Source organism: Aurantivibrio infirmus (assembly GCF_054767315.1).
Window position 1 is genome coordinate 519,015 of record NZ_BAAFSK010000002.1, and the last position, 13,343, is coordinate 532,357.

Annotated in this window: 15 protein-coding genes; 8 read left to right on the forward strand and 7 right to left on the reverse strand. The window is 42.9% G+C overall.

Annotated elements, in window-relative coordinates:
• Positions 1–23 precede the first annotated feature (23 nt).
• The gene (locus ACYUCY_RS06015; RefSeq protein ID WP_460225550.1) at positions 24–1,271 is read left to right on the forward strand and encodes an MFS transporter; all 1,248 of its coding nucleotides are present in this window, start codon (positions 24–26) and stop codon (positions 1,269–1,271) included.
• An 84-nt stretch (positions 1,272–1,355) separates the two neighbouring features.
• Complete coding sequence (locus ACYUCY_RS06020; RefSeq protein ID WP_460225551.1) at positions 1,356–3,194, forward strand: carboxylesterase/lipase family protein; 1,839 nt, start codon at positions 1,356–1,358, stop codon at positions 3,192–3,194.
• Positions 3,195–3,252: 58 nt separating this feature from the next.
• On the opposite strand, the gene ACYUCY_RS06025 is transcribed toward ACYUCY_RS06020, so the two are convergent.
• From ACYUCY_RS06025 to pspA, 7 genes are all read right to left on the reverse strand, one after another.
• Positions 3,253–3,900: a DUF1707 SHOCT-like domain-containing protein gene (locus ACYUCY_RS06025; RefSeq protein WP_460225552.1), complete on the reverse strand. Its 648-nt coding sequence runs from the start codon at positions 3,898–3,900 to the stop codon at positions 3,253–3,255.
• A gap of 12 nt (positions 3,901–3,912) precedes the next feature.
• Positions 3,913–4,143, reverse strand: coding sequence for a hypothetical protein (locus ACYUCY_RS06030; RefSeq protein ID WP_460225553.1), 231 nt, complete (start codon positions 4,141–4,143; stop codon positions 3,913–3,915).
• A 62-nt stretch (positions 4,144–4,205) separates the two neighbouring features.
• Positions 4,206–4,952 (reverse strand): PspC domain-containing protein, encoded by a 747-nt coding sequence (locus ACYUCY_RS06035; protein WP_460225554.1) that lies wholly within the window; start codon positions 4,950–4,952, stop codon positions 4,206–4,208.
• On the reverse strand, positions 4,939–5,187 hold the full coding sequence (locus ACYUCY_RS06040; RefSeq protein ID WP_460225555.1) for a hypothetical protein: 249 nt from the start codon (positions 5,185–5,187) through the stop codon (positions 4,939–4,941). Before ACYUCY_RS06040 ends, ACYUCY_RS06035 begins: the two co-directional genes overlap by 14 nt.
• Positions 5,188–5,284: 97 nt before the next feature.
• Complete coding sequence (locus ACYUCY_RS06045; RefSeq protein ID WP_460225556.1) at positions 5,285–5,437, reverse strand: hypothetical protein; 153 nt, start codon at positions 5,435–5,437, stop codon at positions 5,285–5,287.
• A 98-nt stretch (positions 5,438–5,535) separates the two neighbouring features.
• Positions 5,536–5,751, reverse strand: coding sequence for a hypothetical protein (locus ACYUCY_RS06050; protein ID WP_460225557.1), 216 nt, complete (start codon positions 5,749–5,751; stop codon positions 5,536–5,538).
• Between the two features lie 56 nt (positions 5,752–5,807).
• Positions 5,808–6,530, reverse strand: a complete 723-nt coding sequence (gene pspA, locus ACYUCY_RS06055; protein ID WP_460225558.1) for a phage shock protein PspA — start codon at positions 6,528–6,530, stop codon at positions 5,808–5,810.
• Positions 6,531–6,751: 221 nt separating this feature from the next.
• Here pspA and pspF point away from each other — a divergent pair, with 221 nt between their 5' ends.
• The 6 genes from pspF (at position 6,752) to ACYUCY_RS06085 (ending at position 13,310) form a co-directional block, all read left to right on the forward strand.
• Positions 6,752–7,852 (forward strand): phage shock protein operon transcriptional activator, encoded by a 1,101-nt coding sequence (gene pspF, locus ACYUCY_RS06060; protein WP_460225559.1) that lies wholly within the window; start codon positions 6,752–6,754, stop codon positions 7,850–7,852.
• A gap of 148 nt (positions 7,853–8,000) precedes the next feature.
• On the forward strand, positions 8,001–10,166 hold the full coding sequence (locus ACYUCY_RS06065; protein WP_460225560.1) for a TonB-dependent receptor plug domain-containing protein: 2,166 nt from the start codon (positions 8,001–8,003) through the stop codon (positions 10,164–10,166).
• A gap of 260 nt (positions 10,167–10,426) precedes the next feature.
• Entirely contained in the window at positions 10,427–11,731 is a 1,305-nt protein-coding gene (locus ACYUCY_RS06070) for a sensor histidine kinase (protein ID WP_460225561.1), read from the forward strand.
• A 27-nt stretch (positions 11,732–11,758) separates the two neighbouring features.
• The gene (locus tag ACYUCY_RS06075; RefSeq protein WP_460225562.1) at positions 11,759–12,331 is read left to right on the forward strand and encodes a response regulator transcription factor; all 573 of its coding nucleotides are present in this window, start codon (positions 11,759–11,761) and stop codon (positions 12,329–12,331) included.
• A gap of 249 nt (positions 12,332–12,580) precedes the next feature.
• On the forward strand, positions 12,581–13,090 hold the full coding sequence (locus ACYUCY_RS06080; protein ID WP_460225563.1) for a hypothetical protein: 510 nt from the start codon (positions 12,581–12,583) through the stop codon (positions 13,088–13,090).
• 1 nt (position 13,091) lies between these two features.
• A complete protein-coding gene (locus ACYUCY_RS06085) occupies positions 13,092–13,310 on the forward strand; it encodes a helix-turn-helix transcriptional regulator (protein WP_460225564.1) in 219 nt (72 codons plus the stop codon).
• Positions 13,311–13,343: the final 33 nt, after the last annotated feature.

The following is a 13,343-nucleotide window of genomic DNA, read 5'->3' on the forward strand; positions in this document are numbered from 1 at the left end:
TTATTCAGCAATCTAGGATCTTCATGTCATCGCCCCGAATCTTTTACGGCTGGACTATCGTTACTGCGGCGTTTTGGGTGGATTTTATTGCCGTCGGTTTCTTTTTTTACAGCTATGGCGTTTTCTATTTGCCGATAACTGAAGAGCTCGGTGGTGGATCGCGATTCGGTGTCGCCATGGGTATAGCACTAGTTAATGGTGTCGCGTCTATCTTGGCCCCTTGGGTGGGCAATGCACTCGATCGATACTCAATTAAACGCATTATGGCGATCGGCGTTTGTATTAGTACTTTGGGTTTTGCGCTGCTATCCCAAGTTCAATCGATGACGCAATTTTACATCGTGTTAATTTGTTTAACGGCAGTTGGCACAGGCATGATGGGGCAGCTCGCAACAGCAAAATTGGTGGCGAATTGGTTTGTGGTGCGACGTGGTACCGCGCTGGGAATCGCAACGATGGGGGTGTCATTGTCCGGTACGATTATGCCCTTCATTACAACGTGGCTAATAGTGCAGTATGGCTGGCGTGGAAGTTTAGAAATATTTAGCGTTGCGACTTTTGTCATTGTGATGCCTATTGTTTGGTTTTTAGTTGTTGATTCGCCTGAAGATAAAAATTTAGAACCCGATGGCCGTGCCAGAATCGCCGTACCAGAATCGACTTCGCCACCTCCCGTTGTACCCAAAATCTCTTGGCGCGATGTGTTGAAATTAAAATCATTTTGGGCCGTAACCATTTCCTTTGGATTGATCTTTTGCGTAATGAGCGCGACGCTGTTCAATTTGGTTGCCTTCACATTGGACTTGGGTTTTAGTAGTTTTCAAGCGGCAAATATTTTGGCCGTAGGCGCTTTTGCTGGCGTATTCGGCAAAATATTTTTTGGAATTCTATCTGAGCGTGCAAATAACAAATCGGCGATTATTATTACCATCACCACGCAATGGATTGGTATTGCGATGTTATTATTTGTTGAGCAGTATTGGCTTATTACAATTGCGTCGATTATTTTTGGTTTTGGCATGGGTGGAGTTATTCCATTGCACGCCATGATTATTAGCTCTTTGTTTGGTCGCGGCGAATTTGGCAAAGTGATGGGATTAACGCGACCAACTATGTTGCCTTTGCATTTAATGGGTATCCCAGTCGCTGCTTTGATTTACGATTTTACCGGCACTTACACAATCGCATTTTATTTGTTTTTGTGTTTTTTAATTATTGCAGCCTGTACGACTTGGTGGCTGATTCCTGATGAAAGACAAGTTGTGCGCTAAAGCTGAATAGAATGTGAAAAAACCCGTGTTGATGGTGGTAGGAAAAAAACAAAAAGTAAAAACATAACAATAGGAGAAATGACAATGTCCTTGTTTTCTAATTATCAAATTCCTTCTGTAACAAGCTTACCCTTGATTATGTTAATGATGGTGGTGGGGCTTGTCGGGTGTAGTAGCTCTAACGATGAATCACCAGCTGCTATTGAAAGTGCGAATCCGGTATCCCAATTGACAGACCCTCTGGTGCGCTCAACTGTTTCAGGCGACTTAAAGGGCGTCATTAAAGAAAATGGTAGTTATGCTTGGTTAGGTATTCCCTTTGCGAAACCACCCGTGGGTGAATTGCGTTGGAAACTGCCTCAGCCAATTGATCCGTGGGATGGAATTTTCGAAGCAAATAAAACGATTCAGCCTTGCCCACAATTTGTTTCAACGCTTTCTGCAGGTATAGAAGACCTTGATGGTGACAAAGTGGTTGGCGATGAAGACTGTTTATATCTTTCAGTTTATGCACCCACAACCGCCTCACCTGAAAACCCATTGCCGGTAATGTATTGGATTTTTGGCGGTGGTAATAACAGCGGTTATGCGGGTGATTACGATGCGAGCAATTTAGCGGAAACGCAAAATGTTGTTGTGGTTGCAGTTAACTATCGTTTGGGGCCACTAGGCTGGTTCTTGCATCCCGCCGTACTAGAAGAGGGCGCGAGTGGTGCGGCAGCCAGTGGTAATTGGAGCACCGTTGATACGATAAGTGGTTTGGAGTGGGTACGAGATAATATTACTGCTTTTGGCGGTGACAAAAATAACGTCACTATTTTTGGTGAGTCGGCTGGCGCCGGTAATGTGATGAGCCTAGTGACTTCTCCGATGGCAAACAATTTGTTTCATAAGGCGATTGTTGAAAGTGGTGGTGTTGGCACAACCAGTATGGAGCAGGGCGCGAACTTTGTTGACGATGAAGCGCCCGGACATGCGCATAGCTCACGAGAAATTGTGAACAAAATTTTAATTCGCGACGGGAAAGCAAGTGATCGAGAAACGGCAAAAGACATGCAGATGGCAATGTCCGACGCAGAAATAAAGGAATTACTCTATAGCCAAAGCGCTGCAGAATTTTTAACACTTTATAATCCGGAAGCGACGAGAAATTATCCTGCACCGAAAAAATTTACCGACGGCAGCGTATTTCTCGAAACCCCACCTTTAGAACAATTGGCTAAGGGGGAATACAACCAAGTACCGATCATTTTGGGTACGAACCGTGATGAGTTGAGAATTTATCAATTTCGTGAGCCGACGATGATGGCTTTATTGGAAGACGATCCTGACGAATATATTCGTATCGCCAAATATCAATCAGATGCTTGGAAATTACGTGGTGTTGATGATTTGGCGCGGCTGATGTCGCCTTTACAAGCTGGCAATGTTTACACCTACCGTTTTGACTGGGACGAAGAAGCAAGCTCCAACGGCACTGACCTTAGTATCGCTGTCGGCGCTGCTCACGCGACAGAGATGGCGTTTGTTTTCAACAATTGGGACGTAGGATTTATTCCGAAAGAAACGATGTATGATCCTTCGCGAAATGAATCACGAGATTTGTTGTCAAGTCGTATGGGTTCCTACTGGGCCAACTTCGCTTATACAGGATCTCCCGGGAAGGGTAGAGAGGGAAGTTTGCCAGAGTGGAAAGCCTGGCAAAATGAACCAGGTGAAGCAAAAATGATGATCTTGGATACTGAAGAAGACGGTGGGGTTCGCATGTCGAATTTGGAAGTAAGCGCCGACAGTATTAAAAGTGAATTTATGAATGATACCTTTTCTAGCGCAGCGAATAAGTGCTCTACTTATCGCGCAACTTTTTTACGTATGGGAAATTTTGATCGAGAAGAATATGAGGCATTGGGTTGTGGGAACTAGCTTGCCTAAGTTGACATAGGGTATCTAAAGCATAGCGGCCACCCAAGGGTGGCCGTTTTTATTCGTTTTGTCCAAAAATAGATTTAACCGTTGCGCTAAATTCCATCCACCTTTCTTTTATATTACGCTTTATTCTTATTTTTACTCCGCCAAAAAAGATAAAGTTTTCGATAATAATGGTAGTGCTTTTTGATTTGCTAGAAGAGCTACGATTATCAATCCCGCCAAAAATACAAAACCCTTTAGTGATGACATTAACATTCTCCGGAACAATAATATCTGCACCTCCGAAAAAGCAAAAATTCTGGACCTCTATTCTTTCGCTGGTGAATTTTGCTTCACTGAAATCCAGAGTGCCACCACCAAAGAAGTTAATCATGCGGGATTTCTTTGCTGCCTCTTGTGTACCGCCTTGTTTGGTGCCGCTAAAAATACTGATTAAGTAATCGACTTCCTCATCGTCAGTAGCGTCACTATTAAAACCCAGTTCTTCCTTTTTCTTGGCGATGTAGTCGGAATCAACTTCAAGTACTAAATCGTTGCTTAATACTGAAAGATCGTCATGTCGTTTCGCATCTAAAGCTTGATCCAAGCGTCGTTCAAAGGCTTCAAGAGATAGTTTCCCATGGCCATAATTCATAATCAGTTGGTCGATGGTTTGTTCTCTAAGCGATTCTAGGGGTTGATCCGCGCTATTAACTGACATGGCATATTCCGCTTATGATTTGAGTTGTTCGAATTCGTCGTGTAATTGGTAGCCTTTGTCGGTGACAATTTTTTCTAAGACGACAAGACGATGTTTGATGCTCGCCATTTCTTCTTGCATGTTAATTTTTTCAGAGTTGTCGATCCTGCCTTCAATATCAGTCATTCTCGTTTTGTAAGCGTAGTAATGTTTCATGCCCATTATGCAAATTACAAAACCGAAAATTAGTGCTAATTCTCCCATCTATATTCTCCCGCCTATATAGTTACAATTTTTATATGTCCAACTTTCTATCTATATGCCTTCTACATATTTTTAAATTCAGTATGTAGTTTAAATTTCTTTGAGGTAATCGAGGCCTCAAGGCGACGAAGCTTTTCCTCAAGTTCATCAAATTTTCCAGTAGTTTCTTTTAAATCTCTTTTGTCAAAAGTTTGTTCGGTTTCTTGTTGATATCTGCGTCGTCGAGAATATGAATTTTTGCCATAGCTTGATTCTTTATAATCTCTCGCCGTATCTGCGGCACTGTTATATCGTTGTCCACAACCTCTATATCGTCTATAGCGACGGCTTCTTTGGCTGTCCTCTTCATTTGGATTTCTATTCAAAATTATCGCAAGAGCGAAATAGACTAGAACAATAAATGGGCCACCTGACAGTAATGCTAATACGAACACCATGCGAACTAAAAATGAGCTGGTTTCAATGTAGGCAGCGATACCACCACAAACACCTGAGATACGACGATCACTGCGGCTTTTGTATAGGCGTTTACTGTAATCTACTTCTCGAAAATGTCGTCCAACTCGGTTGTTTGAGATTGTTTCGCCAAAGGCTCGCAAAGGTTTACTTTCTTTGGTCAAGCAAAAATACATGACAATATAAATTGGAATGATATAAGGAAAAGTAAATAGAGCGATAATAAATGCTATTCGGACAAATGTTGTTTCAATCTCAAAATATTTCGCTATACCCGCGCAAATCCCTAGTATCCATTTATTCTCAGAGTCGAGACATAATTTTCTTTTTCCAAAAGTCTCATTGCTTGTCATGATCATCTCTCCAGTCGGGTACTTCTGAATCGAGAATCGCTTCAAGAGTCTCGATTCTTTCTGCTAATGAATCGGCAATATTGGTAAGGCGTTGGAGTTGGTCTCTCTCTACATTAGTCACATTGCTTTGCAGGGCCTTGTAACGTGTTTTTACAACACTCGCCCAAATGGCAACAATTGGAATGCTGAATATCATTACGACGGTGACCAATGCGACTATTCCAGCACTACTCATTGTTGTTCTCCTTGCCCGATTTACGTGTCGTTTATGTTATGGGTTATTGTTTGACCGGCTTATTTTCAATAGATATCCGGTTCATTGCAAGCCTGTTCTAGGCGATTACTCCGCCATTTATCAAGCCGTAAGAGATTGGTGATGTTAAGTACATGGCAACACCAACAATAACGGTGGCTAGAATGCATGAAGTAATAATTTCGTAGCGTAAACGAATTTTTGCTTCTTGATCTGGTGTGATTAGTTTCATGATATTCCTCTCTATTTTTTGGTTAAAAGTATGTGTAGTTAAAGTTAGTTTGCTTAAAGTAAATGTTTTTGTGTTTTCGGTCAGAATCAAACTCGACTCTATTGACCTAAACAGTTTTCCCATTTGAAGCGATTGGTTTTAAAGCCAATTTGTACTACGGTTGCTTGCGAACTACCTGTATCTTGATTGAGTGAGCAATGTGGAATAGTGGTTTGGAATACTTTTATCGAACCATTTTCCAATGCTTGAACAGTCAGCACACTGAGCGAAATACTCAACAACAGCGCCGGTAGTAAATGTTCAAGTGGTTTCATTGCCCTCCCTCCCTATCGATTATGATTATTCTTACGCGAACTCTTCCAAGAACTTCTTATTCTTCCGAGCCGGTGTTTTCATTTGCCGCTTTAGTGCTTGTTTTTGGTGTTGCTGGTTCCTTGCGGGATTTCACTTTATCCTTAAGTGCTTGCAACTCCTGATCGATCTTGTCGTGCATTTCGAGCTCGTTAAATTCGTCACGTAAACTGGATTTACCCATGTTGTCTGCTTCGATTTGACCTTCCATTTGCTCGATCTTTTTCTCGAAGTATTCCATTTTGCCGATCGCATCATCGACAGAGCGACTGTTTAATTTCGAATTGACTGTTACCCGCGTTTGCGTTGCTCGTGTGCGCATGACAATGGTTTTCTGGCGAGCTTTCGCATCGTTTAGTTTTAACTGTAACTGCTCCACTTCTTCCGTTAAGCGATCCAGTGTTTCACCTAGTTTGGTGAGATCTTGCTCAACAACTTCAATGAGATCATTGACTGTTTCACGCTCAATGAGTGCAGCCTTAGCTAAATCGTCTCGATCTTTACTTAGCGCAAGTTCTGCTTTTCGTTCCCAGTCTTCTGCTTGCTTAACGAGCCTTTCGTTACGTCGGACAAGTTCCTTTTTTTCGGCAAGAAGTTTGGCTGAGCTGGTTCGAACTTCTACAAGTGTTTCTTCCATTTCTTGAATCACTAGGCGAATCATTTTTTCGGGGTTTTCAGCCGAATCTAAAAGAGAGTTAATGTTCGCGTTGATGATGTCGCTTAATCTTGAAAATATGCCCATGGTTCACCTCGTTAGCATGGATTACTGTTTTAACTGTTAGTTGGTTAAATTCCCTAACATGTTTGTAATATTGCAGGGGGCGTGCCAACTTTTCAAAACACGCTTAACCTATTGATATTTAAGAATTAAAAATTGAAAGAACATTATTTGACCGATAATTTCTGTGATCTTAAAGGCTAACAGTTGGTTTAAAAAGCTAATATGTGGTAAAAATAGCCACCATGAACGCAGACCGAACCGAGCGCATGATTGGCGAGTCTTCTAGCTTTCTTGAAGTCCAAGAGCAAGTCTCGCAAATTGCCCCATTGACCAAACCCGTATTAATCGTGGGAGAGCGAGGTACGGGTAAAGAGCTGATCGCTGCGCGGGTTCACTATCTATCCGAGCGTTGGGGGCAGCCCTACTTAAAAGTTAATTGTGCGGCGATTAGTGAAAGCTTGATGGAGTCAGAATTGTTTGGTCATGAAGTCGGCGCATTTAGCGGTGCAACCAAGCAACATAAGGGCTATTTTGAGCGGGCAGATGGCGGCACCTTGTTTCTTGATGAGCTCGCGACGACATCCGTTCGCGTGCAGGAAAAAATCCTTCGCTTAATTGAATATGGCGAATTAATTCGCGTCGGTGGGAATCAGGTTTTAGAGCTTGATGTTCGATTGGTGGCAGCGACTAACGGAGATCTACCCACTTTGGCGAAGCAGAATAAGTTTCGCAGTGACCTTCTTGATCGCCTAGCCTTCGATGTTATTACACTTCCCCCTCTGCGGGCTCGGCGAGACGATATCCCCTTATTAGCTGAGTTCTTCGCCACTGAAATGGTAAAGCAGCTGCACCGGGAGTATTTCCCGGGATTTAACGTGGAGACTATGGCAGAGCTTGTCGACTACGAATGGCCGGGTAACATTCGCGAATTAAAGAATGTCGTAGAAAGAGCCGTCTACAAAGCCGATGCTGAAGCAGAAATAGATACGATTGTTTTTGATCCATTTGACTCGCCTTATCGGCCGCTATCACATATCCATCGTGAAGATGTTGAGGGCGGTGAAAACAATGCGATCACAAAGTTAAAGCGGCAGGCTCTCATTGAAGATGAATTCACTGGCTATGGTTTGACTGAAGAGGAGGCCGGCGAAGAGCCCTCGGAATTAAAGTCTCTCCTTTCCGGTGAGGCGATCGACTTAAAGCAGCGCGTCAGTGATTACGAAACGGAACTGATTCGCTACGCTTATGAGTCCTGTCAATTTAATCAGAGAAAAACAGCCGAGAAGCTTGGTTTGACCTATCACCAACTGCGAGGCTACCTGCGTAAATACGCAATTAACTAAAAGAATGGATAATTGTTTTTTACTGAAGGGTTTTTCTTGTTATTTGATTGCAAATCTTAACCTGTAACCCCCTAACTGCGACAATTTGTCACATTCCTCGAGCGCACCCGCGTCCGTATCATTGGTGGCCTAATTAAAGAGGGTCACCATGAATATTTCTAAGGTAAAACACCAACGTCTAACACCTTGGGTAAAACACCAGCGTCTAACACCTTGCAAGCTGTCACTCGGAGTTGCGATTGCCAGTTTGGGCTTTAGTGCAATTGCTAGTTCCGCTGAACAAGAAATTGACGAAATCGTTATCGTTGGCGAATCTCAGTTGGTTGAAAGTCGTATCACGCTGCAAGGTGATGCGATTAGAGTTGCAAATACCGGAGAATTTCTAAAAGTAGTGCCTGGCGCGAATATAAGTCGAAATGGCCCCTTAACGGGATTGCCACAGTATCGAGGCTCCAATGGCGACAAAGTGAATGTCGTTGTTGATGGCATGCCTATTAATGCTAGTGGTCCAAACGCGATGGATGCGCCGGTATCGATGGTGCCAGGAGCGAATTTAAAAAGTTTAACGGTGAGCCGTGGAATTGCTTCGGTAAGTTCTGGGCAAGAAACCGCAGGCGGGCACGTTAACGTGCAAAGTCAGCAGGGCAGTTTTTCTGATGATTCGGAAATAAAAACTCACTTGCAAGCGAATACACTTTATAACTCCAATGGTGATGGAACTCATTCCAGCGCTTTAGGTTTTATCGCCAATCAAAATCACAAAGTTGGTGTGTCTGTCAGCGCCCAAGAAGGCGATGACGTCGATTTTCAAGGTAATGATGAAATTCCTAACACTTTCTTTCGTCGCAATCGCGTAAATACTTTTTATGGTTTTCAAGGCGATAACTTTGGTTTTTCTCTCGATGCTACACGAATCAATACAAAAGATACCGGTACCGCCGCACTGCCGATGGATATTATTTTTATTGACGGTAAGTCTGTGCAAGGGAATGCTTATCTAAATATAAATGATTGGGTCGTGGACTTCGGTGCGGGATCAAATCGTGTCGAACATGGTATGGATAACTTCTCTCATCGACAAGCGCCCACAATGATGATGGGCATGATGATGATGCCTATGAATCGATTCAATTTTGCTGAAGGTGCTCATAAAACTGCCAGCCTTGAGTTAAGCGGACCATTAGCGAGTGGTGATATATCTTTCGGACTTGATTATTCAGACTCAGTTTACGATTCGACAATTAGCGATCCGACAAACCCCGCTTTCTCTTTAAGTAATTTCAATAATGCAAATCGTTCCATTCTTGGCTTGTATGCCGAGTGGGTTAGAGTGAGCGATAGCGTTTCGTGGGAGCTTGGGCTTCGACAGAATCAATTTGAAGCTAGCGCAGACAATGCAAGTGCCGCCGGTGCGCCAATGATGGTTGCGATGAATTTAATGCCGGTCATCATGGCCTTTAATCAAGCGGATAAAATAGTCGAGGAAAACAATTTAGATGCTGTTGCAAAAATGGCAATTTCTTTAAGTGATCAAGCTGATTTCTCTCTCGGCTTTGCGCGCAAAACGCAAGCGCCGAGTTACCAGGCTCTTTATCTTTGGGCACCACTGCAAGCAACCGGTGGGCTTGCCGATGGTAGAAATTATATTGGTAATTTGGAACTTGATAGTGAAGTTGCGAATGAAATAAATGTCGGTCTGGATTACGCCGTTGCCAATACTAATTTATCTTTTCAAGTTTTTTATCGTGATGTAGAAGATTATATTCAGGGCACCACTGAGATTAACTCACCTTTTGCCGCACAAATTAACACCGTGTCCAACATGATGGGTGGCGCTAACGCACTGCAATTTAATAACGTTGATGCCAGTTTTTATGGTGCAGACTTGGGTTATAACGGTGCGATTGGCGATACAGTTTATTACCGCGGCGTGCTGAGTTATGTCCGAGGGCAGCGTGAAGATGTTAACGACGACTTGTATCGTATAGCTCCGCTGAACCACACAGTAACCGTGGGTGTGAATTATGAAACTTTCGATTTCAGTGTGACTTCAGAGCTTGTTGCAGAGCAGGATAAAGTGGCGAGTTACAACAACGAACAAGTTACTGCTGGGTATGGCTTGCTGCATGTAAATGCGCGCTGGCTTGCTAGCGAAAAATTCCAACTTGTTTTCGGTGTGGATAATCTTTTAGATAAGAATCACGCGGTTCATTTGAATGGCTACAATCGAGTTGCGAATGCTGATATAGCGCGTGGTGACAGATTAAAAGGCACGGGTCGAAGCGTTCGCGTCGGGCTTAGTTATAGTTTCTAATACAGCTTCTAAATATTTACTGATTTGAGTGTTTAATTGAATTTCTACTGCTAGTTTTAACAGAGTTGCACTTGCCGGATAGAATGCGTTCTTACGGCAAGTGACTTTTTAGCCTTGATGTTTTCTTGCGACATAATTGCTAACTATTATATTGATTGAGTCAAGGCCCCACTTCTTTGATCCACGAGTTTGTTGATAGCTAAAATCTAATCGCTGCTCAATCACTAGGCAAACTCTCGTTAGCAGTTTACACTTCTCCAATGATTTCAAATGCTTCGTCCTTAGTTGCCCCAAAACAGAATCTGAGATGGCTGTTGCTCATTCGCTGGTTGCTACTACTCACTCTCGTATTAGGGATGGGAGTGGGGTATTTTCAGCTACAACTTGAGCTCCCGTATTTCGTATTTTTCATAATCGTTTTTTTAATCTTCTTGTTTAATATTGCTACTTGGTTACGATTAAAAAAAGTCTGGGCTGTAAAGCCTTTGGAATTTTTCTTACAGATTCTTCTCGATATTATAGGAGTTACCTTTTTATTCTATTTTTCAGGTGGCGCGAGTAATCCTTTCGTCTCGTATTATCTGGTGCCCTTGAGTATCGCCAGTGCCACTTTGCCTTGGCGCTATACAGGCTGGCTAACGGCGTTGTCAGCTGCGTGCTATACCCTGTTGTTGTTTTACCATGTCCCCATTCCAGATATCGGACCCTTTGCGAGTATGGATATGAGCCATGCAAGCGAACATGAAATGCCGACGGGTTCGCCGATTAACGCACACATTCTCGGAATGTGGTTTAACTTTATTGTCAGTGCGAGTTTGATAACATTTTTTGTTGTAAGAATGTCTCATGCGCTAAAGCAACAACAGCAAGAACTTAATGATTACCGAGAAGAAAACTTACGCGATGAGCAAGTTCTCGCTGTTGCGACATTGGCTGCCGGTACCGCACATGAGCTTGGTAGCCCATTAACAACGATAAAACTTTTGCTCAATGAAATGGCCCACGACTACAAAGATAACGCCGCACTGGAAAAAGATTTAGATATGCTGCAAGAGCAAGTCGACTTGTGTAGTCATACTCTTAAGGATTTGGTAAAACAAGCAGAAGTAGATCAGGCCTTAAATGAGTCGGAAGAAAAAATAACGAATTACTGCAAAAGAATTATTGAGCGCTGGCAAGTGTTGAGACCCGATGTCGTGGCCAATGTGGAAATTCAAAAGACAGATGCTGAGCGCTGCTTACGATTCCACTCTACGGTTGAACAAGCAATTATAAACTTACTTAATAACGCTGCCGATGCCAGTGTGAACAAAGTCGGTGTGCAAATGTTTTGGACGGCCGATACATTAAGCATCGTTATTGTCGATGACGGACCCGGTGTTGCGCCAGATATAAAGCAGCAACTTGGTCAGGCCTTTGTAACCAATAAAAGAAAGGGCATGGGGCTTGGGGTGTTTCTTTCGAACGCAACCATTAGTCGCTATGGTGGATCAATTAAACTCCTGGACGAAGTGCCGAACGGTACACGTTTGGAAATTAGCTTGCCAATAGACCAAAAACATTAAGACAATAATTTTCCGCAAAAAAACTCTATGAACACAAACCAAAATACCAATAGCAATGACGGGAGTAGTACTGGAGAAACTATTCTATTAGTTGACGACGATGAATCACTAACAATGATTCTCGCACGGGCTTTAACACGTCATGGTTTTATCGTTGTGCAAAGTCATTCTGATCATCAAGCTCTGCAAGTTTGTGAAGAGCAAACATTTCATAAGGCGATTGTAGATCTCAAACTTGCGGAGAGCTCTGGTCTACAACTGATTCCCAAGCTACTGCAAATTCAACCCAAGCTCGAGATCGTGATGTTGACGGGATACTCTAGTATCGCGACGGCGGTTGAGGCGATTAAACTGGGTGCAAAAAATTATTTGTGTAAGCCTGCCGACGTAGAGGAAATAATCAGTTCTTTTGGAGGGCAAGCAAGCCCCAGCAAGGTGGACCTTGCTTCGAAACCGCCATCCGTTGATCGCCTGGAATGGGAGCATATACAAAGAGTGCTGCAAGAACACGACGGTAATATTTCGGCGACCGCGAGGGCTTTAGGAATGCACCGTAGAACCTTGCAGCGCAAGCTTCAAAAACGGCCGGTGCGCGAGTAGCGGAAAAATTATCATTCTGTACTTAATTCAGCCTGAATCGGTCCGCACATTCCTTTAAGCCCCCTCGGGCGTCAGCTCAATCGCTGTAGACCGTAAATACCCTGGCTTCCCACCCATTTGCTTTGAACAATCCTTTCTAGCTGATCACCTGTCATAATTACTTTACAATAAGTATGAAATATATTACATTTCGTCAACTTTGTTGTACTTGGTGATAGTTTAATCAATCTAGAAAGGGTAGGAGGGTATATGAGGGCTTTTTTAGAGAGTATTTCGTATAAGGAAAAATACGTTTGGGTCGAGCTATTGACCAATGTGTTTGCGACGGTCTACTACTTGGTTAATGTGTTGAAGGTTCCCGGAGGCTTTTTTTCTGGAGACCCGGTGATAGCCAAGATTGTGGTCGAAGTCATCGTACTTTCGATTGTTCTTTCCATATTGATCTACATTTTGCTTTCAATATTTTCCGGGCCGAAAGTACAAGCTGATATCTCCGATGAGCGAGACTTACGAATTGCTGCAAATGGAAATACGATTGCTTATGGCGTTTTGGGCTTCTGTATTGTGATGATTATTGGCCATATTGTTATTAGTTATACATTCCCACAATCCTTTTTTGGGAGAGCTCATGGATTAGACGACTCAATTTATGCGGGTCTAAGGCCCATGTTTTTCATACATTTATTATTTCTTTCGTTAATTATAAGTTCAATGGCAAAATCTTTAACGCAGCTGTTTCGCTATCGACGAGGTTATTAATATGGCGAAGTTAAAAATCGAAAATAATATTAGGCGGCTGCGTTTTGACAACAATGAAATGACCCAAGCGGCTTTGGCTGAAGCCGTAGGGGTCACGCGGCAGACGATTTTAGCTTTGGAAGCAAATCGTTATTCTCCATCATTAGAATTAGCATTTAAAATTGCTCGCGCTTTTGGTGTTCGGCTTGATGAAGTATTTTCTTATCCTGAGGAAGATTAAGAACGGTTTGGTTAGCTCTGGTTTTTTGAACGC